Origin of the sequence: Leptolyngbya sp. FACHB-541 (genome assembly GCF_014695875.1) — a bacterium.
Lineage (GTDB): Bacteria > Cyanobacteriota > Cyanobacteriia > Elainellales > Elainellaceae > JAAUTN01.
Genome location: NZ_JACJPC010000030.1, coordinates 1 through 21,063 on the forward strand (window position 1 = coordinate 1; position 21,063 = coordinate 21,063).

Sequence of the window (21,063 nt, forward strand, 5' to 3'; positions counted from 1 at the left end):
GAATCAGCCTTCAAAGTCATTTACCTAGCCATCCAGAATATTTCCAAAAAATGGACGATGCCGATTCGAGACTGGAGACCTGCTCTAAATCAGTTTGCAATTATGTATGATGACCGCTTTCCTCTCTAAATTTAGATCTTTGACACAGATCTATTTACATACCCCGCTGGAATTTTTCCACCTTTGTCAGGCGGTAACGCTCTAACTTGACGAATTAGCATATAACCATCCATCTCTGGCATTCCGATATCGCTGAGGAGAAGGTTTGGCTTAGATCGAGCTAGCCTTGCTAAGGCTTCAGTGGCGGAGGAAGCCATTTCGACTTTAGCCCCAGCTTGTTCGAGTACAAACGCAACAAATTCCCGCGTGTCATGGTCATCATCCACTACAAGAATTCGAACTCCGTTCAGACTTAAAGCTGGCTCTAAAGGTTCTAGCTCTGGAGTAACTGTGGATTGATTGGACATTAATGGTAGTTTTACGGTAAAAGTTGCACCTAATCCTTCTCCTGGGCTTTCTACTTGAACGGTGCCTCCATGAAGCTCAACTAAGTGACGCACAATTGCTAACCCCAACCCTAAACCGCCATACCTGCGAGTTGTCGCGTTATCAGCTTGACGAAAGTGTTCAAAGACGTGGGGTAAGAAATCGGGATGTATGCCTTTGCCAGTATCCGTTACCGTAATTTGGGCATAGGTTGTCATTCGTCCTTCGTCATTTGTTATTCGTCAGTCATCATCGACCCATGATGACTGACTATTAACCATTGACAGCGTTACACTTACCTGACCTTTAGGTGGAGTGAATTTCACAGCATTAGAAAGCAGATTCCATACAACTTGCTGTAAACGATTGGAGTCACCCAGCACTTGTCCAATCTTTAAATCAAAATTTGTTCTGATCTCAATTGATTTAGCTTCTGCTGCCAGACGCACTGTTTCAATTGCTGCTTGTACTGTTGCGACTAAATCGACTGGGGCAGTATTAAGACTCAGTTTTCCTTGCAAAATTCGGGAGACATCCAGCAGATCCTCAATCAATTCAGATTGCAATTTGGCATTGCGTTCGATTGTCTCTAATGCCTGTTGTGTCTTTGCTTCACTTAGCTTCTGCGATCGCAGCAGTCGTGCCCATCCCAGAATTGGATTGAGGGGCGATCGCAACTCATGAGATAATACCGCCAAAAACTCATCTTTAATGCGATTTGCAGATTCAGCTTCAGCACGGGCTGTTTGTTCTTGTAAAAGCTGCAGTCGTCGTTCTTCGGCTAATTTGCGTTCCGTGATGTCGAGAACAATTCCTCTCATGCGAATGGGTTGACCTCTTTCGTTAAAGAAGGGACGACCTCTCGCTGCAATATGGTGAATTGAGCCATCTGGAAAGACAATCCGATATTCCAGATCATGTTCAATCCCACTTGTCAAAGTGTGATTGAGAGCTTGAGTGAAATAGTCACGATCGTCTGGATGAATGCAATGCAGGACAGATTCTAGCGTACAGTCAAAGATTTCACGATTGGCTCCAAACGCCCGATACATCTGGTCATCCCATTCCACCTGATCTCTGACAATATCCCAACTCCAAACGCCAATTTGCCCCGATTGCAATGCAAGATTGAGTTGTTCTTGACTATCAGTTAACTGTTGATAAAGTTGGGCATTTTCGATTGAGATTGCAATTTGGGTAGATAAAATTTCCAGAGTTGAAAGATGTTCTTGTGTAAAAGCCCCAGTAGCTAAATTGTTCTCTAGATATAATATGCTAATGAGTTTAGACTGACGAACAATCGGTAAGCAGAGAACAGATTTGGGTTGATGATGAACGAGGTATTGATCGTCTGAGAATAAATCAGATGCTACAGCGTTGTCTAAAATGACAACTTCCTGTATTCGTTGCACGTAGTTAAGAATCGATTGCGGTAAAAATGGTGCTGTTTCAGCATCTGCAATCAGTTGTTGAATTCTAAGTTGCTCGTTGGCTTGATTGATTCTCGCTTCTACTTCAATCACTAGGCAATCATCATGTAGTAGAAGCACACAACCAACGTCGGCTCCTGCCTGTTCAATCACAATTTGTATGAAGGTTTTCAACAGCTCAGATAAAACAATCTCACTAGAAATAGTCTGTGATGCTTTAATCACAGATAAAACGTCAAGCTGAGTGACACTGCTGACAAATGTATGGCTAGACGAGGATGAGTGTTTTTTTGAAGGAACAAACTTCAATTGCGGTAGCAGATCAGAGTAGCGATCCTCCAGGTGTTGCACTTTACCCATTGCTCCCCAACGCAAATAAGCGTTTCTAGCTTCTTGAAAATAGGTTTTAGCGATCGCCTCAAATTCCTGATTTAGATAAAACTTGGCTGCTAGTTCATAGGCTAGTGCTTCGTACTGCACAAACTCATATTCATGGGCAGATTTCATGGATTGCTCATACAATCGCATGGCTTCTAAATCACGTCCTTCAATCCGAGCAATCTCAGCCGCAACCAATGCTGATTTATGTAAGAAGTTATCAGGGCAATGATCTGCCCAATACTGAAGTTGTTGGTAATACTGGTTTAATGTTTCTAAAAACTCCCTTTGGGTTGCACTGGACTGTTCAGGATAAAGTGCTGCTAAAACAAGGGAGTAGTGCAACAAATAATTGGCTTCGATCGGTAGCGATCGCACGGCTCCTAAAACCTTGAACGCCTCCTGAGCAGACTGAAGCGCTTCCTGGTATTGCTCATGCGTAAAAAAGACAATTAACTTGATGATGTGATAAAAAGCAATACCGCTGCCAAATTCAGTGCGTTCAAGAGTCACCAGAGATTGTGACTCATCAAACTCATTGCTATTTAGCGTATAACAATGATCCGTCTGTCCCTGCAAATTTAGAATGAATTGCTGCTGCAAGCGGATCGTCTGGTAGGCGGCTTCATGCTTTGACTGCTGGGCAAAGGCAAGATATTTTTGAATTGCGCGATCGGCATCTGCTAATGGTGCAATGGCTTCAATCATTTGCCAGGAACCTTGGAAGCCATTGTAGTTCGCCATTGTAATATCACCTGCTTCTATGCAGCCCAAGAACCCCTGCTCCAGGAACGGTAGGTCGGTTGCCATGGGGTGACACCAAACATTGATATGACTGCCATGAATATGAAGAACCGTGCCTTTATACTTCGGGTCATTCAATTTTTGATTTAACCGAATGGTCATTTCAGAGAAGGCATAACCGGATGGAATATCTCGAAACATCGACACCAACAGCATGGAATACATACTGTAGGCAAAACAAGATTCTTCAGTATTACCAACCTTCAACGAGTAGTTCAGTGCTTTGAGTACAACTAATGGAAAAAGATTTGGCTTACTCAAATAAGCGGGCGGACCCATTGAGGTGAGCAGACTAATGATGGTTCTAATCGTTGGGGCTTGCACAACGGGAGCATCGATCAAATCAGAAATTTGGCGATCGCCCAGATTCACAATTGCCTGCTGTTTTTCCTCATCAATGGCTGCCTGAATCTGCTCATCGGTTTCGGGGAATGTGACTCCAAATAGCTGGAGAGCTATCAATCCCACATTAAAAGCATCATCAAATCGCCCTGCAACCTGATACAGGCGAATTTGCAACATATAAATCGTTGCTTGATCCAGATTAGTTTGGGCTTTACTAAGCAGCAACTGAAACAAAGCTTCTGCCCGCTCTAAATTTCCCGTTAAATACTCACATTCTGCTAGTTCGGTAAAAAGGTCGAATACCTGTGGATAGTCAGAATCCCAAGCATCAGGTGGCAATAAGTGGCTTGCTGTATCAAACAATCTCAGGGCTGGAGTATAAGCGGTAGAGGCTTTTGCCCGTTTGCCAGCCGAAATATTTAACTTGATCAGTTGCTTGATCTCTTCTAGTTCTGTGATGTATTCATGCCCCAAATTGAGATGATTAACGACATCAAATAGTTGTTCTTCTAATTGATCCGACCTCAACTCTCTGAGCAGTAAACGTCCAATTTGAACGTGAACCGATCGCTTTTGTGCATCGGGAATCAGCGCATAAGCCGCTTGCTGAATGCGATCGTGCATGAAAAAGTAACGTTTTTCTGCTGTCTCGGTTTCATCCTCAATAACTAGACCTCGTAAAACAGCTTCTCGGAGTGCGTGAGTAATCGCATCAGAAGACTGTTCAGCGACAATTGCCAAAATTCCTGAATCAAACTGATTACCAATACAAGAGGCAAGGGTCAGAAGCTGCCGAGACTCAGAGGATAGCCTCTGCATTCGCTCAACCATCAGGTTCACCACATTATCGGTAAATCCTTTTGCCTCAATCTGATTAATATCCCAGTTCCACATCTTTTCTGATGAATTGAACGTTAACAAGTTCTCCTGATACAAGGCTTTGAGAAACTCATTGACGAAGAAGGGATTACCACTTGTCTTTTGTAATACTAGCTGTGATAGAGGTTCGGATCGTTCTAACGGACAATGGAATGTATCTGAGATTAGTTGATTAATACAAGCAAGATCGAGAGGAGACAGCACAATTTCGGTTGGTTCAATTCTCTGCTGACGAAGCTTCTCTATCATCGAACCAAATGGATGGGAAACATCGACTTCATTATCTCGATAGGCAAGCAAAAAGCAAAGAAATTGAAGATTTGAGTCTGTAAGAATCGTTTGAATTAAGTTTAATGTGGCACTATCTGCCCATTGCATATCATCCAAAAAGATCGCAAGTGGATGATTCACCTGAGCAAAGGCACCAATGAAGTTTTGAAAAACTAAGTTGAAACGGTTTTGTGATTCTGCTGATCCTAAAACTGGAATTGGGGGTTGCTCTCCAATAATTAACTCAACTTCTGGAATCACATCTGTAATTAACCTGCCATTGTTGCCTACAGTCGCTTGAATGCGATCGCGCCAAACCGCCAACTGTTCTTCAGGTTCCGTCAAAAGTTGACGCACTAATCCTTGAAAGGCTTGAACAATCGTACTGTAAGGAATATCCCGTTTGTATTGATCGAATTTACCAGAAATAAAAACGCCCCGTGTCTGCACGATCGGCTTCTGTAACTCACTCACAAGTGAAGATTTACCAACGCCAGAATAACCAGAAATCAAAATGAGTTCTGGCTTTCCTTCTGTCACCACTTGATTAAATAGGGTCAGCAGTTGGGCAAGTTCTGCCTCCCGTCCATAAAGCTTTTGGGGAATTTGAAGGCGATCAGAAACATCGTGTTGGGCGATCGCAAACGATGAAATGGCTCCTGTGGTCTTCCAGGACTGTAAACATCGCTCTAAATCTGCTTGTAACCCAACAGCACTTTGATACCGCTCTTCTGCAACCTTGGCAAGCAATTTCAAGATGATATTAGATAGCACTTGAGGAATGGCTGAATTGACAGCAGAAGGGGCGATCGGTGTTTTGGCAATGTGGCAGTGCATCCACTCCAACGGATCGTTGCCCTGAAACGGCAGTCGCCCAGTTAACATCTCATAAAAAGTTATTCCCAATGAATACAAATCACTTCGGTGGTCGATACCCCGATTCATGCGCCCTGTCTGCTCTGGCGATAGGTAAGGTAGGCTGCCTTCAATCCGGTTAGAACTACTAACAATTTGGCTTTCATAGGGAAGAAAAGTTGCTAACCCAAAATCGCCAATTTTAACTTGATGGCAGTCCAGATTAACAATAATGTTTTGCGGCTTTATATCTTTATGGACAATGTGACACTGATGGATTTGAACCAGTGAATTCACAATTTGAGAGGCAATGCTTAGAAAAGCAGCAGGGTTATGAAACTGATGTAAAAGCTGATCGAGCGATCGCCCGCCAAAATCTTCCAGAACCAGGTAAGGTAAGCCGTGATCAAATATGAGTGCTAATGCCTGAATCGTTTCCGGTAAATTGAGTTGTTGGGCGATCGCATATTCATGCTTCAGTTGCTCCACATTCTGAGTCGTACATTGCCCTGGACGCAAGCTTTTGATCACAACAGGGCAATTGTCCTCAACCCTCACACCTCGATATATTAGTGATTTTGTTCCTTCTTGCAGTAGCTCACTTGTGATAAATCCAGGTAATGTGAGTGTCACTCGAATCGCTCCTTTGCCGTCATCATGATTAACAAAAACTTCCATTGATATTTACTGAAAGACTAAGAAGAAGGCTCAAAGGACCGCGTCAGCATTTGGGCAACCGCCTGTATCAACTGTTCTGGCTCGATCGGTTTTGCCAAGTGGAGTTGAAATCCGGTACATAACGCTTGTCGTTAATTCGTTTCTTCGGTAGGCAGTCAGGGTAATTGCCGGAATCATTGTTTCCTGCGGCAATAAAGTTGTGCGAATTTGATGGATCAAAGGACCCAGCATCAGCGTTAGAGGAGTGCGAAATTCATGGCTAACGTTAGCGAAAAACTGCGTTTTCAATTCGTCCAGCCTGGCAAGTTCTTCTTTTTGCCGCAAAACTCCCCGCTCTAGCTTGCGTTGCTCAGTCACATCTCGCCCTTCTACGGTCATGAAAACAACCTTTTCCTCACGATCGCGAATCGGATTAAGGTTGAAATCAATCGTAATGGCTTCCTGTCCATCTATACCTCCAATGGTCTCCACGTCGTATCGAACAAGCTCTCCTTGGGCTGCCCGTCGAATTGCGTCTTTAAGCTGCTCCTTGGTTTCGGGGGATGAGCTCTCCCACCAGCGATCCTCCCTCAAAGGGATACCGTGTACACCACTCCGACTTCCTCCTACACCTCGAACTGAAGTGTTGTTTGATTCCCAACCAATTCCTTGGGTATCGCACAGTCCACAGAACTGGAACGTGTTGTTCATCGTGACCCGCGCTGTGAGCAAGCGCATCAGGGCAGATTCATGTTTCGGTCGCGCTTTTGCAAATTCTTGCTTGAGTAACTCAACGTCATTCAGGAGATAGTCCTCAGAATCATCGACAGGTTTGAGGGTAGTAAGGTCATCTAACCGATTCATTAGATCGCTCCTTAGAAATTAGGTTTTTGCCACGTTTCTGTGGAGTTGCACAAAGCGCTAATAGCTTGAATTAGCTCCTGAGGGTCGATTGGCTTGGCAAGATGCCTTTGAAATCCAGCTTGCAGTGCCTGTTGCTGGTCAAAGTCTCCTGCGTAAGCAGTGAGGGCGATCGCCTTGACTTGCCCTCCTTGATCCGGTGGCAATGTTCTGATCTGTTGCATCAACATATAGCCATTCATTTCAGGCATTCCAATATCACTCACAAGCAGATCCGGTTTAGAACGGATTAACAGGGTCAAGGCTTCACTGGCAGAAGCGGCAGTCGCGACGCTTGCCCCAGCTTGCTCTAATAGAAAAGCAATCAAGTCGCGGGTATCGGTTTCATCATCTACCACTAGAATTTGAATACCCTGTAAACTAAGCGGTTGTTTAGATAAGGGGAATGCACGACTCACCGTTATCTCATTCGCCATCAGCGGCAGTCTGACCGTGAACGTAGCCCCCGAACCTTCTCCTGGGCTATCGGCTTGAATCGTTCCACCATGCAGTTCCACCAAATGCCGCACGATCGCCAGCCCTAACCCTAACCCACCAAACTTACGCGTGGTTGTACTATCTGCTTGACGAAAGTAATCAAATACATAGGGAAGAAAATTAGCAGAAATGCCTTTCCCAGTATCGCGAACGGTAATTTGAGCGTGATCGTCAACTTGCTCCAATTGCACCGTAACTTGACCACCAGTCGGCGTAAATTTAACGGCATTCGACAGTAAGTTCCACACAACTTGCTGTAATCGAGTTGAATCGCCTGAAACTAGTCCTATTTCAGAATCTAATCTTGTCTCTATTGCAATTGACTTGGCTTCTGCTGCCAGTCGCACCGTTTCGATCGCCGCTTGAATTGTTAATTTCAAATCAATTGGGCTAACCGTGAGGCTCAATTTACCCTGTAGAATCCGAGAGACATCCAGCAAATCTTCAATTAACTCGGATTGCAGTTTAGCGTTCCGTTCAATCGTTGCTAAAGCTTGCTTTGTTCTTAACTCATCTAGTTTGCCATTCTGGAGGAGTCTAGACCAGCCGAGAATGGGGTTCAGGGGCGATCGCAACTCATGGGATAGAACCGCCAAAAACTCATCTTTGATTCGATTAGCCCGTTCAGCTTCTTCCCGTGCGGCTTGTTCTCGTGCTAAGAGCTGTTCGCGCTCAGCTTCAGCTTGTTTGCGCTCACTAATGTCTACATAGGCTCCAATCACCCCGCGAACATTACCCGCCTCGTCTCGCAGCGGCACGGCTCGTCCATACATGTAATGCACAACGCCATCTTCAAACACGAGTTCGGCTTCCTGTACGACTTCCTGACCCGTCCGCCCTGCCTTTTGCAAGGAAAGCTCTTCTGCTGGAATGTCTTGTCCCTTGCTTTGCAGCTTAAATTTGAAGGGATAGATGTCATCAGCAGGGGTGGCAGTCGTCGGATCACCCGGTTCTGCGCGCATCAAATTGTAAGCACCTCGGTTTACCGTTACTTGGCGACAGTCAGGGCCATGGGCTAGCCAAATTCCAACTGGAACGACTTCCATCAGTGTTTCCAATTCTTCGGCACGAATCCGGGCGATCGCTTCACTTTCGCGTAAAGCGATTTCTGCTTGTTTGCGATTGCTCAGGTCTACATAGAAGGCAATCATTTCCTGATGCTGGTCATAGGGTTCATCCAGCAGAGCTGATCCAATCAGAATAGGTACACGGCTGCCATCCTTGCAGATGTATTCCTTCTCAAACGGGATTGCAACTCCCTTCATTCTTAGTTCTGCCATTGCCTGTTCATCGAGTGGCAGAAACTCGGGCGGCGTAATATCTATCCATTTCACTTGTCCCGTCTCAATTTCTTCGCGGGTGTAGCCCACCATGTTGAGGAAGTAGTCGTTGGCACCATGAATGTCACCTGCAAAGTTGCCAAAGGCAACGCCAAACATGTTCGATTCCACCAAGCGACGAAAGCGATGCTCACTTTCGCGTAAAGCGATTTCTGCTTGTTTGCGTTCGTCTTCGACGCGCTTGCGCTCGCTAATGTCAAAACTTAAACCATACCAGGCTTCAATGTCTCCGCCTGTATTACGACGCGGCAAAGCACGGAAAACGTGCCAACGGTACTCTCCATCATGGCGACGGTAACGTACTTCGCCTTCATAGGTTTCGCCCGTCTGCTGACAGCGTTTCCAATAGGGCAGAATTCGCGCCGCGTCGTCAGGGTGCATGGTTTCTGCCCAACCCAACCCAAACGCCTCTGCCTCTGTCTGTCCAGTGAATTCGTACCAGCGATCGTTGAATAAAATGTTTTCGCCCTCCGGTGAGCAAACCCATACTAAAGCAGGTGCAGCGTTAGAAATGGTACGAAATGCGGCTTCACTGCGACACAAGTCCTCTTCTACTCGTTTGCGATCGCTAATGTCCTGTGCTACACCCACATAATAAATGGGACGACGCTCAGCATCAAAAAACGTTTGTCCGCGAGCCAAGATCCAGCGTTCAATCCCGTCCTCAATGCCAATGACCCGAAATTCAGCCTCAAAGATGCCATCACTATTGGGGTCAATGGCTTTTGCCGTCTGTTGTTCGACATACTCGCGGTCTTCGGGATGGAGCCCGGCAGCATGGACGGCGTAATTGACCTCGGCATCTGGTGCTAACCCCCACATCGCTTTCAATGGGGCATCCCAAATGAGTTCACCCGTCACTGGATTCCATTCATACGGTGAGAACTGAGCGACTTCGATCGCGCTTCGCAATTGCTGTTCGCTCTTGCGTAATTCTTCTTCAATTCGTTTGCGATCGCTAATGTCTATGACCGAAGCAATCCAGCCAACGATATTGCCGTTACTGTCTTCATCAGGCATATAGACGACATAGAGGTCTCGCATTTCACCTGCTGCAAACGGCACTTGGGCTTCATATTCAACTCGCTCGCCGCGCAGAACGCGATTGATATAGGGACGAATCACCTCAAATGCCGTCTCGCCCATCACCTCTACAATTGGTTTGCCAACAATCTCTTCTACCGTCATTCCAGCTAGTTGAGCGTAGGCAGGATTGGCAGAAAGATAGCGCAAATCGCGGCTGCAACGGGTTAATCCGATTCCAGCCGTTTCCGTAACATGACGCAATTCAGCGGATTTAGCCCGCAAAGCAAGTTCTGCCTGTTTGCGGTCGGTGATATCAAAGATAACCCCCCTACTAAAGATGGGTTTTCTCTCTGCGTCGTAGCTGGCGCTTCCTCTTGCCATTAACCAGCGCACGGTACCATCCGACCAAAGCGTTCGGTACTCAATCTCATGATGTTCGAGTTGCCCATCCTCCAGTACAGGACGCATTTCTTGGATACGCTGACGATCGTCTGGATATACGGCATTTAAAAAAACCTGATAAGACGTTTCAGTATCAGCAGGCAACCCAAACAGCGCTTTACATTGATCTGTCCAGACTAACCTGTCGTGCAATACGTCCCAATGCCATAACCCCAGATTGGCTGCCTCCGTAGCCAATCGCAATTGCTCCTCACTCTGCCGCAGGGCTTCCTCAGCCTGTTTGCGTTCACTGATGTCTTGAAAATAGATGGCAATTCCCTCTGGTGAAGGGTAAGCTCTCACCTCTAGCCACCGTTGCACCGGTTCGCCAAACTCTTCCCAGGATACAGAAACCTGTTCCTCTAAAGCACGATGCAGTTGCCCATAAGCAAATCCTCCCTTCTCGCTGGGGAATACCTCCCAGACATTCTTGCCAATTAGCTCTTCGAGAGACTTTTGCAACAGTTGTAGAGCGGCAGGGTTGACATAGGTATAACGCCAATGGCGATCAAACACCACAAACGCATCCGTCATGTGCTCCAATAGATGAGCTGTGCGACGATGAGCGTTTTCTGCCGCAACCCGGAGCTGTTGTTCTTGTCGTAGGGCAGCTTGGCGTGCCTGATCCAACCCACTGATTAGCAGGGCAATGATGACAAACACTCCCAGGCGGAGCAGATTTCCAGGATTGACAATACCCAGGGCATTGTATGGTGAAATAAAGTAGTTAATGGCTAGTGTAGACAGTACGGTTGCCACCAAACCTGGTTTCAGTCCGCCATACCAGGCACTAACTATCACCGCCATATAAAATAAGGCAAGGGGGGTGGGTTGTGTCAAGGAGCCAAGCAACAGGCTGACTGCCGATGCCAGAGCCACGCTGAGCCACGCCACTCCATAGGAAAGCAGTGGTGAATTCGTGGTCATCATTCTTTTCATGCTCAGCTCAATGCTCCTGCCGCTCATCACATTGCTCCGCTAAATTGGCAATTGAACTGCACTAACGAGTTTAGCCGAGTCGGTTGCTACGGTTTGCAAGGTTCGTAAGAGGTTCCAACCCAACGCAATGGTGTGTGAACAGTTGGTATTGTTTGGGGGACACGCGCAGCGCGAGCGTAAAGCGTTTCTACGGGAGGTTCGCATCCGCCTTGCCATCTCGCGATCGCCAACAAAGATCGTTTCAGAAGGATTAGCATTCATTTTACAGGTTCCGTCCCCGAAGCAAGGTAACAACTGTCGTTTGATTCCCAGCTACTGTTTTTCGTCATGTAACCATGTTGGGCAAGGGCACCCGCTGCTCATCATCGGCTTTAGCGGTTAAATCACAACTGGAGTATTGTCTAGCTCCGGGTGAGTGCGGAATTGCTGAACGGGTTGATCGCCACTGAGATGGGGCATCATCACGCTCTCTGCTCCATCCCGAACCCAAATATAGAAATTCCTGAAGATTGAATGCTTTGAGATTCTACCAGTAGATAGATGGACGCATCCCCCTAATGGTAGAAAATCAAACATGAAAAATTCTTACCTTTCTGGATCTACCCAGTTCTACTCAAATCCTCGTGCTGAAAGAAGCGATCGCACCAAAACAATCCAAACTTGATCATTGGATCTATCAACTTCATGGGTTAGCAGGGCGGAGTCAGAAGCAGTTGCAGTGCTTCCGGGAATTGCCAATTGTACCGCAATTCACCAGGAGAAGATAATATTCAACCCTCAGCATTGATGCTTAAGTCGAGCAGTACCTTGCCCAACGGTTTGGTCGGCTTCTTTTGGCATTATTTTACAGAAGTGGAGTCAGAAGTCATTAAACTTTTTCCAGCTATTTCCTAAAGACGGAGTTAAGAGCGCGATGACTGAGGGAAATTCAGAACAACTTTGGGGCAAGCAAGCGCGCTTGAGAGTGTTGCCAACTCAACTGGTGCAGTATGGCGTGGCGTTGTTGTCAGTTGCCTTTGCATTAGGAACGACCCTCTCATTGAGTTCTTATCTTGAGCCAACACCAACTGCACTATTTTTTGCTGCCGTAATGGTCAGTGCCTGGTATGGAGGCTTAGGACCAGGAATATTCGCAACCATTTTGTCTACCCTGGCGATTAATTATTTTCTGCTTGAGTCAATCAATTCACTCAACACTCCTGATTTAGGAACTGTAGTGCGGCTGGGTGTTTTTGTGATGGCAGCGCTGCTGATCAATTCGTTGAATGAGTCCCAACGTGCTGCAAGGCGAAGAGCGGAAGCAAATCTCCAATCTCTCCGGGAAAGTGAAGCTCGGTTTGGCTGTTTAGCAGAGTCCAACATCATTGGCACGATTGTGGCGGAGTTAAATGGAGCCATTTTGGACGCAAACGATAACTTTCTACAACTAGTTGGCTATACAGAGGAGGAGCTACGGTCAGGGCGAATGCATTGGCGTGAAATGACTTCGCCGGAATCACTGGAGATGAGTGAACGAGCCGTCCAGGAATTACTGACGACTGGAGCCTGTACGCCGTTTGAAAAAGAGTATCTTCGCAAGGATGGGTCTCGTATTCCGGTTCTGCATGGCGCTGTGATGACTGGAGAAGCAACGGTCACAGGTTTCGTTCTAGATCTCAGCGAACGTAAGCGATCAGAAGCAATCCAACAAGAAGCCCTGCGTCGGGAGCGATCTCTCCATGCTGAGGTGCAAGCCGCAAAAGCACAGCTTGAAACCGTTCTAGCCAGTCTGAATGATCAGTTCCTAGTGCTCGATCAGGATTGGCGCTACATCTACGTCAGCGATCGCGTAGTGAAAACTGTTGGTAAGTCCAGAGAGGAACTCATTGGAAAGTGCATCTGGGACCTGTTTCCAGATACCGTTGGCAGCCAGTTCTACACAGAAGTGCATCGAGCTGTGGCAGAGCAACAAACCGGTCAGTTTGAGTACTTCTACACTCCTTGGCAACGCTGGTTTGAAAATCGGGTCTACCCCTCTAATACTGGGATTTCTATTCTCGTCACGGACATCACTCAACGCAAGCAAGCCGAAGCTGAACTGCAAGCTAGTGAGGAGCGATTTCGTCTGTTGCTAGCAACGACAACAGCCGTTGTATGGACAACGAACGCTGAAGGCGAGTTTATTTGCACTCAACCTTCCCGGGAAAACTACACTGGACAATGCTGGGAGGAATATGCTGGCTGGGGCTGGCTGGAAATGTTTCATCCCGACGATCGTGAGGCATTAAACGCTCGTTGGAGCCGTGCTTTGGCAGAGCGATCCTATTACGAAGCAGAAGGACGGCTTTGGCACGCTCCTAGCCAGCAATATCGTCATATTATCACCCGTGCCGTTCCTTTACTGAATACCGATGGTTCCGTGCGTGAGTGGGTTGGTATGGACACCGACATTCATGACCAAAAGCTAGCAGAGGAAGCCCTCCGACAAAGTGAAGCCCGATTTCAAGTGTTGGTTAGCAATATGCCAGGAATGGTCTATCGTTATGCTTCTGGTAAAGATGGTGAAACTGTCTTTACCTATGTCAGTTCCGGCTCCTGTGAATTGGTTGAATTAGAACCAGAAACAATTCTTCAAGATGCCAATTCTTTTCTCGCGTTGATTCATCCTGATGATTTGACAGCCTTTCAAGAATCGGTAGCGATCGCTATTGAAAATTCTGCGGTTTGGCAGTGGGAAGGACGGCTGATCACTCCATCCGGACAATTCAAGTGGATTCAAGGTCGTTCTCGTCCTCAGCAAACGGAATATGGGGAGGCTTGGGACGGTTTGTTGTTTGATATCACCGAACGCGTACGCGTCGAAGACGAACGCAAACAAGCTGAAGCAGCTCTGCGTCAAAGTGAGGAGCGGTTGCGTGTTGCGCTAAAAAACTCTCCGATTACGGTTTTTAACCAGGATCAGGATTTGCGCTACACCTGGATCTACAATCCAGCGTTTGGACACCGTATTCCTGAAGTCATTGGCAAACAAGACCAGGATTTATTGCCAGAAGATGATGCTGCCATCCTCACTCACCTTAAGCGTCGTGTTTTGGAAACGGGAAGCAGCGTGCGAGAAGAAGTCAAGCTCACAATGCAGGAGCAAGATTTTTATTACGATTTGACAGTTGAGCCATTGAAAGCCGAGAACGGAGAAACCGTTGGTATTACCTGTGCTTCCATTGATATTACTGAGCGCAAACAAATGGAATTGGAATTGCGCCAAAGTGAAACGACCCTCAATGCATTGATTGCCAGTTCACCCATTGGCGTTGCATTTTTCGATCGCGACTTACGTTACATTCATGCAAATGAGGCTTTAGCGGTAACGAATGGTATTCCTCTAAGCGAGCATCTAGGACGAACGCTTGGGGAAGTTTTGCCCAAATGGGCACCTGTGATTGCCCCGATTTTGCGACAGGTAATGGAAACTCAAGAACCATTACTGAATCAAGAGGTGGTCGGTGTCACTTATCCATCCGATCTAATGCGATATGCCTTAGTCAATTACTTCCCGGTTTGCCTTGCCAATGGACAGGTACTCGGTGTAGGGGTGACATCTGTTGATATTAGCGATCGCAAGCGTGTTGAAGACGAACGCAAACAGATTCAACAAGAACTCCAGCAAACCCTACAGACGTTGCAGACCGTTGTTGCTGCTTCACCATTGCCAATTGTGGTGATCGAACCAGATATGACGGTGAAACTATGGAATAGCGCCGCAGAGCAACTGTTTGGTTGGAGCGAAGCCGAAGTTTTAGGGGAACTGCTGCCTCTCGTTCCTGAAGAAAAACAGGAAGAATGCCGCCAGCTTCGGGATACTGTTACAAACGGAGAAGTCTCTTTCGCTGTAGAAACTTATCGCTGTAAACGTGATGGTTCACATGTGATTCTAAGTATCTCAGCAGCACCACTTTACGATGATCACAATAGCGTCAGTGGTATTCTTTTGATTCTGCAAGATATTACAGAAAGACAGCGTGCAGAAGCTGCACTGAGGGATAGTGAAGAACGGCTGCGGCTGGCTTTAATCGCTGCAAATCAAGGACTTTATGATCTCAATGTGCAAACAGGCGATGCGATCGTCAGTCCAGCTTATGCTGAAATGCTTGGCTACGACCCGAATGAATTTCAGGAAACGAATGCTAAGTGGCGCGATCGCCTACATCCCGATGATGTCAGTGTGGTCTACCAAGCTTATGAAGATTACATTTCAGGCAAACTAGACACCTATCAAGTCGAGTTCCGTCAGCGCACGCAATCTGGAGATTGGAAATGGATTCTTTCGATCGGTAAGACTGTCGCCTGGGATAGTGATGGACAACCCCTGCGAATGTTAGGAACCCATACTGACATCACAGATCGTAAACGAGCCGAGGAATCCCTGCGACAGAGTGAGGAGCGGTTACGACTCGCATTAGATGCGGGTTGTATGGGGGCATGGGAATGGAATCTAGAAACAAACGTGCAGCGATGGGATGTGAATCAGTACAAACTGTTTGGCATGGACAAAGACAGTAACCAGTTGAGCACTGATACTTTCTTCCAGTTCATTCATCCTGATGATCTTCCTTCTGCTCAACAACTCACGGAACAAGTGTTAGAGCAAGGGGGAAGTTTTCACACTGAATTTCGCATTATCACACTCGATGGGAGTATACGCTGGCTATCGAGCCAGGGCATTGTTGTTCAAGACAGCCACAATCGTTCAATTCGGATGATTGGGATAAACTTTGACATCACAGAACGGAAGCAGGAGGAGGCAGAGAGGGAAAGGCTCTTAGCCAACGAACAGCTTGCACGGCAAGAGGCAGAGCGAGCTAATCGCATCAAAGATGAGTTTTTAGCCGTGTTGTCTCATGAGTTGCGATCGCCGCTCAACCCAATCTTGGGTTGGTCAAGACTCTTGCAAACTCAAAAGCTGGACGAACAGAAAACACGACAAGCTCTAAGCACCATTGAACGAAACGCTAAATTACAAACGCAACTGATCGAGGATTTACTGGATGTTTCTCGAATTCTGCGTGGCAAACTTGTGTTGAATACCACACCTGTCAGTTTGATCAACACCATTGAAGCTGCATTAGAAACCGTGAGACTGGCGATAGAAGCTAAAGGAATTCAAGTTCAAAGAGCATTCAACCTTAATATCGATCAGGTGATGGGGGATGCAGCTCGTCTGCAACAGGTGGTATGGAACCTGTTGACCAACGCTGTAAAATTCACACCATCTGGTGGAACCATAGAGATTCGGCTAGAACAAAGCAACACTCAAGCCCAAATCCAAGTCAAAGATACAGGTAAAGGGATTAAACCTGAGTTTCTACCCTATGTATTTGATTATTTCCGCCAGGAGGATGGCACGACGACTCGCAAGTTTGGTGGGCTGGGATTGGGGTTAGCAATCGTGCGCCACATTACCGAATTGCATGGAGGTCGGGTTTGGGTAGAAAGTCCAGGTGAAGGCTTGGGAGCAACATTTACAGTGCAATTGCCTTTGATATCAATTTCAATGGATGTTGTTGATGAACAAGCTGAATCTCCAACGATTGCAAACCTATCTGGATTAAGAGTTTTAGCCGTGGATGATGATACAGACATTCGCGAGTTAATTGCATTTATTTTGCAGCAAGCTGGAGCAGAGGTGTGTGTTGTGGCTTCCGCAACTGAAGCGTTGCAACAGTTAGAAGTATTCTCACCAGAAATACTGATTTCGGATGTAGGAATGCCTGATTTTGATGGATATATGCTGATGCGACAGATTAGGAGGCTTCCGCTAAAACGAGGAATAATTCCAGCAATTGCACTCACCGCCTACGCCGGAGAGATTGATCAGCAACAGGCAATCGCCTCTGGGTTTCAAATGCACTTGGCTAAACCAGTTGAGCCAGAGAAGTTGATTGGGGCGATCGTCACTCTGCTCAATGATAATGCAGGCTAGGACGGTTGTGTCGCAAAAACTAACTAGTGGTAAGGTGGGTCATCCAAACCACAACGGTTGTGTCGCAAAAATCGGTCAATGGTAAGGTGGGATAGCTTAAACTCTTGCACCTGATTTTCTATGTCTACTTCATCCCTGTTTAAGTGGCGGCACTTTTTGCCCGACATCATCCTGCTGAACGTGCGGTGGTACTGCCGCTATTCCCTCAGCTACTGGGATTTAGAGGAGATGATGCAGGAGCGGGGAGTGGCGGTAGACCACTGGACGATCAATCGTTGGGTGTTGAAGTATGCCCCGGAACTGGACAAACGCATTCGACCTCACCTGAAGCCGACGAACGACTCTTGGAGAGTTGACGAGACCTATATCAAAATCAAGGGTGTGTGGAAATATCTGTATCGTGCTGTCGATTCGCGGGGAATACGCTGGACTTTATGCCCAGTGCAAAGCGGGATGGTAAGGCAGCGGCACGCTTCCTTCTCAAAGTGCTCAAGGGTCAGCACACTGGGGCTCCACGGGTGATCACAGTAGACAAGAATGCCGCTTACCCAGTGGCAGTAGAGACGCTTAAGCAAGAGGAGACAATTGGAGAAGAGACCCAACTGAGGCAAAGCAAATATTTGAATAATGTGATTGAGCAAGACCATCGGAGTATCAAGCGCATCGTGAAGCCGATGATGGGATTTAAGACGTTCAATACGGCAAGAAGAACGTTGAGCGGAATCGAGGCAATAGAGCCGTCGGGAAATAAGAACAAAGTTAGCCCATGTGACGGTTCGAGTACTTCTCTCTATGCTGCGATCAGGTAGAAGTTCCATAATCCTGCTGCGGTCAGCATCAGGTGGTCATCAAATCCCACTTTTCGGTTGCGATAGATAGCACTCACCGCGTTGTAACGCTTGACTCCAGCAAACGCATTTTCACAGACTACCCGCGATTGGCTTAATGCTCGATTCTCCCCCTTTTGCTCGGAACTCAACTCTGCTCCTTTCGGTTTGCGATGCGGCAAGTGAATGTTGACATACTCCTTTTGCAAACCCAAAAAGCCTAAGTCAGCTTCAATCGGAATCTCATCAGGAATCGCACCCACTAGGTCATCCTCATCCTGAAACCGTTTGTCATGCAGTTTGCCTTCGCGTGCTCTGCTCAAGACTAATACCCGTTTGCGCTCATCCACGGCAGCAAGATGTTTACGAGTATGACGTTTCTTCCTACCCGAGTAATTCGCCTTCTGAGCTTCAGGGTCTTGAGGTCGTTGAATCGGTCGTTCTGTCCCACCCATCATGACTCGCTTGACCTCTGGAAACCGCTCTAAAAAGGCTTCGATGCTATCTAGTTTTCGTTCTGGTAACACCATCTTCTTGCCCAACGTTTCCGCTAAAATCGGTTGCAGACGATGCATCCATTCGTGCGCTTGAGAGCGATGCAGGTCGAAGATAATGCCAGCTAGATCAAAGGTGGGGTAACACTTGAAGTAGAAGAGGATGAAAAACAACTTCTCTTGGCTGCCCAGCAAACGAGCTTTTCGTCCGCCGCCGACTGCACGCTGACGAGGTTGGCTTTGGCGAGTTTGCTCATACAGGAGACTGAACCCGACCAGTAGCTCTTCAAATGCCTTTCGGTTCAAGCCAGTTCAAGCTCGCAGCAAGCGCTCTTGTTTCAGCACCCGTCCAATATCTAGCATCTGTTTATCCCATTTCTGTTCCCTATTCTCGCTTATTCCCAGACAGGTCTATTACGACCCGACCTGAAGCTGATTCTTCCACAGTAGTGCGGCTCTCGCTAGTTAGGCTCGGCTTGCCAGAGTCTCAAGCTCTGAGATCGTTTGACTGTCCTTCTTGGGAAGAGGCCCCATTACCCAATCTGTTGCCGCCAACCGATAGGGGTGGGGGTGGCGCTAGCGCTGTTTATGGTCCTGAAGATGCTAGATCAAGTATTTCAATTGAGACTGATTTAGATATTGAAACACTGATCAATCATTACAATAGCCAGTTTGAGCAAGCTGACTGGCTGCAGATTGATGGGGGTGAAGGAGAGCTTTCGCGCTGGAGCATTTGGAGTTTCCAGGATGAGGAAGGTGAGAATTGGCGAGGTTTGCTGGTGATTAGTAAAGTTCAGGAAACACCCAGCGAGTATGTAGGCTTTGTTCAAATTTTTAGGCGACCTCGTGATAACTAGACTCGTTCTTACGCAAGTGGGCTGACTTGACGTATCGCAAAAACAGATTAACGGTTAGGGTGGGAAAGCTTAAACCCTCGCAACTAGCTTTTCCATGACTACTCCCTCTCTGTTTAAGTAGCGGCACTTTTTGCCTGAAATTACCTTGCTCAACGTGCGGTGGTATTGCCGTTACGCTTTGAGCCAGCCAAATTTGGAGAAGAGGATGCAAGAGAGAGGGGTGGAGGTCAATCATTTCACAATTGGCTAGCCTCACCTCAGCGATTGTCCTTTCTCAAGTCGAATGCCCTTAAGTTTGCCACCTGCGTTACTTTGAACCTACCCAAACCTGTCCAGTTTCATAAAACTCCCCCCGCTGCTCCATCGCGTATTCACCCAGCAGCAAAGCCAACCATAATTGAACAATGGGCATGCCCAGCGATTGCTGTAGCCTAATCAAAGGAATGGTTGAAATCCGTTGATCCTGCATCCACTGATCGATCGTCCCTACCCAAGTTGAAACATCTTCATCATGAGCAATTTCCAGGGCTCGGTTAAACGCTTCTGCCTCAGTTAATCCTGGATATTGATTCATCTGCTCATCCAGCGCTTGCAGCAGTGCGGCTTGGTCTAGCTCGCCAACTACTGACCCCTCTTCACTCGATAGTGATTGGCGTTCGGAGGTTTTCCTCGGCAAGCTCGCTAGGGGTTCAACAAACTGCTCAAGATCGATCTCCATCGTCTGCCGTACATAGCGATCGAACGCATCTTCTGGCATGAGTGGACCATCTTCACTCGCAGTTGCTTCTAACTCCTCAAATGCCAGTACAGAACGCTCCTGAAATACTCCCACGATTCGACCGATCGCTTCTGCTGCTACCTGCAACTGTCCACCCGTATCCAAATTCGACAGTGCCGCTTCCAAAGTGTCCAGCAATTGCTGCAAATCTGCCCCGTCAGGGGCGATCGCCGCCTCCTTCAGCACATCCCACAAGGGCAACTCCAATTGCTCAACCAGTTTCATTCTCCTATCTCACCCCTGCAACGGACAAGAACGAATCGCACACAAATCAGGATCGAGTCGGGTCTGACTCGCAAACTTCCTGATGCCGTAACGTTCTTCCAACACAATTAGCATCTTACCGACATAGGTATGAACTTGGCTTGGAACCAGCCCAATGCAATGAACCGGAGGTACGACTGCCACCTTCTCCTGTCCTTGCCAAATTTCCGCAGCGATCGCATGGACGGGCGTATCCACTCCTGCCTTGCGGTACACCACCAATACCCCAAACACTGTCTGGCTGAGTAGTTCAAACTCGACTGGGATTTGCTCTAACTCGCCTTCCTTGCGTTTACGGCTACGGGTTTGGTTAATGCGATCGCGATTTCGGGCATACGACCGACGACTGTAGCAAACAGCAGGATTCCAACACCCATCTCCTTCTGTTCCATGCAGGGCTTGTGCTTGCTGGGCGGATAACATTCCACACTTACGACATTTCTCAGACAGCGATCGCGTTTTCCCAGTTGATTGACTGGCATCAGGTTGTGCACGTTTGGGCATGTCTTTTACTAACCCAAATTCCTTCTGTATTGAGGTTTTCAGATTGAGGCTGTGCTGATTGTCTCATATTGTCTTAGGCTTGTCTTATCCCATATATTGGTCACATATCTGGGATAAAGTTTTATAGAGTAA

The 21,063-nt window shown here is 47.2% G+C and carries 10 protein-coding genes and 4 pseudogenes; 6 read left to right on the top strand and 8 right to left on the bottom strand.

Annotation, left to right across the window (positions count from 1 at the left end):
- Positions 1 to 129, top strand: a pseudogene (locus tag H6G00_RS35200) (IS256 family transposase); the annotation flags it as partial.
- Positions 130 to 164: 35 nt separating this feature from the next.
- Here H6G00_RS35200 and H6G00_RS04690 read toward each other — a convergent pair.
- The 3 genes and pseudogenes from H6G00_RS04690 to H6G00_RS04700 form a co-directional block, all read right to left on the bottom strand.
- Positions 165 to 6,125: pseudogene (locus H6G00_RS04690) on the bottom strand (AAA family ATPase); the annotation flags it as partial.
- Between the two features lie 30 nt (positions 6,126 to 6,155).
- Positions 6,156 to 6,968, bottom strand: a complete 813-nt coding sequence (locus tag H6G00_RS04695) for a PAS domain-containing protein (RefSeq protein WP_190795835.1) — start codon at positions 6,966 to 6,968, stop codon at positions 6,156 to 6,158.
- A gap of 11 nt (positions 6,969 to 6,979) precedes the next feature.
- Entirely contained in the window at positions 6,980 to 11,239 is a 4,260-nt protein-coding gene (locus H6G00_RS04700; protein ID WP_190795836.1) for a PAS domain S-box protein, read from the bottom strand.
- 136 nt (positions 11,240 to 11,375) lie between these two features.
- Here H6G00_RS04700 and H6G00_RS04705 point away from each other — a divergent pair, with 136 nt between their 5' ends.
- Positions 11,376 to 11,630: a hypothetical protein gene (locus H6G00_RS04705; protein WP_190795837.1), complete on the top strand. Its 255-nt coding sequence runs from the start codon at positions 11,376 to 11,378 to the stop codon at positions 11,628 to 11,630.
- On the opposite strand, the gene H6G00_RS04710 is transcribed toward H6G00_RS04705, so the two are convergent.
- Both H6G00_RS04710 and H6G00_RS36035 read right to left on the bottom strand, forming a co-directional pair.
- Positions 11,627 to 11,824, bottom strand: coding sequence for a hypothetical protein (locus H6G00_RS04710; protein ID WP_190641144.1), 198 nt, complete (start codon positions 11,822 to 11,824; stop codon positions 11,627 to 11,629). The genes H6G00_RS04705 and H6G00_RS04710 overlap by 4 nt on opposite strands.
- A gap of 33 nt (positions 11,825 to 11,857) precedes the next feature.
- Positions 11,858 to 11,986, bottom strand: coding sequence for a hypothetical protein (locus H6G00_RS36035; RefSeq protein WP_277881850.1), 129 nt, complete (start codon positions 11,984 to 11,986; stop codon positions 11,858 to 11,860).
- Between the two features lie 175 nt (positions 11,987 to 12,161).
- On the opposite strand from H6G00_RS36035, the gene H6G00_RS34605 reads away from it, so the two are divergent.
- Positions 12,162 to 17,207, top strand: coding sequence for a PAS domain S-box protein (locus H6G00_RS34605; protein ID WP_199318319.1), 5,046 nt, complete (start codon positions 12,162 to 12,164; stop codon positions 17,205 to 17,207).
- A 120-nt stretch (positions 17,208 to 17,327) separates the two neighbouring features.
- Positions 17,328 to 18,016 (top strand): annotated as a pseudogene (locus H6G00_RS04745) (IS6 family transposase).
- Here H6G00_RS04745 and H6G00_RS04750 read toward each other — a convergent pair.
- Positions 17,998 to 18,834, bottom strand: coding sequence for a transposase (locus H6G00_RS04750; protein WP_242042137.1), 837 nt, complete (start codon positions 18,832 to 18,834; stop codon positions 17,998 to 18,000). The pseudogene H6G00_RS04745 and the gene H6G00_RS04750 overlap by 19 nt on opposite strands.
- On the opposite strand from H6G00_RS04750, the gene H6G00_RS04755 reads away from it, so the two are divergent.
- Both H6G00_RS04755 and H6G00_RS35210 read left to right on the top strand, forming a co-directional pair.
- Positions 18,819 to 19,385, top strand: coding sequence for a hypothetical protein (locus tag H6G00_RS04755; protein ID WP_190795855.1), 567 nt, complete (start codon positions 18,819 to 18,821; stop codon positions 19,383 to 19,385). The two genes, H6G00_RS04750 and H6G00_RS04755, sit on opposite strands and share 16 nt — an antisense overlap.
- Positions 19,386 to 19,515: 130 nt before the next feature.
- Positions 19,516 to 19,629: pseudogene (locus H6G00_RS35210) on the top strand (IS6 family transposase); the annotation flags it as partial.
- Between the two features lie 63 nt (positions 19,630 to 19,692).
- Here H6G00_RS35210 and H6G00_RS04760 read toward each other — a convergent pair.
- Together H6G00_RS04760 and H6G00_RS04765 are read right to left on the bottom strand one after the other, a co-directional pair.
- On the bottom strand, positions 19,693 to 20,388 hold the full coding sequence (locus tag H6G00_RS04760; RefSeq protein WP_190795838.1) for a hypothetical protein: 696 nt from the start codon (positions 20,386 to 20,388) through the stop codon (positions 19,693 to 19,695).
- 9 nt (positions 20,389 to 20,397) lie between these two features.
- Positions 20,398 to 20,931, bottom strand: a complete 534-nt coding sequence (locus H6G00_RS04765; RefSeq protein ID WP_242042138.1) for a hypothetical protein — start codon at positions 20,929 to 20,931, stop codon at positions 20,398 to 20,400.
- Positions 20,932 to 21,063 lie beyond the last annotated feature (132 nt).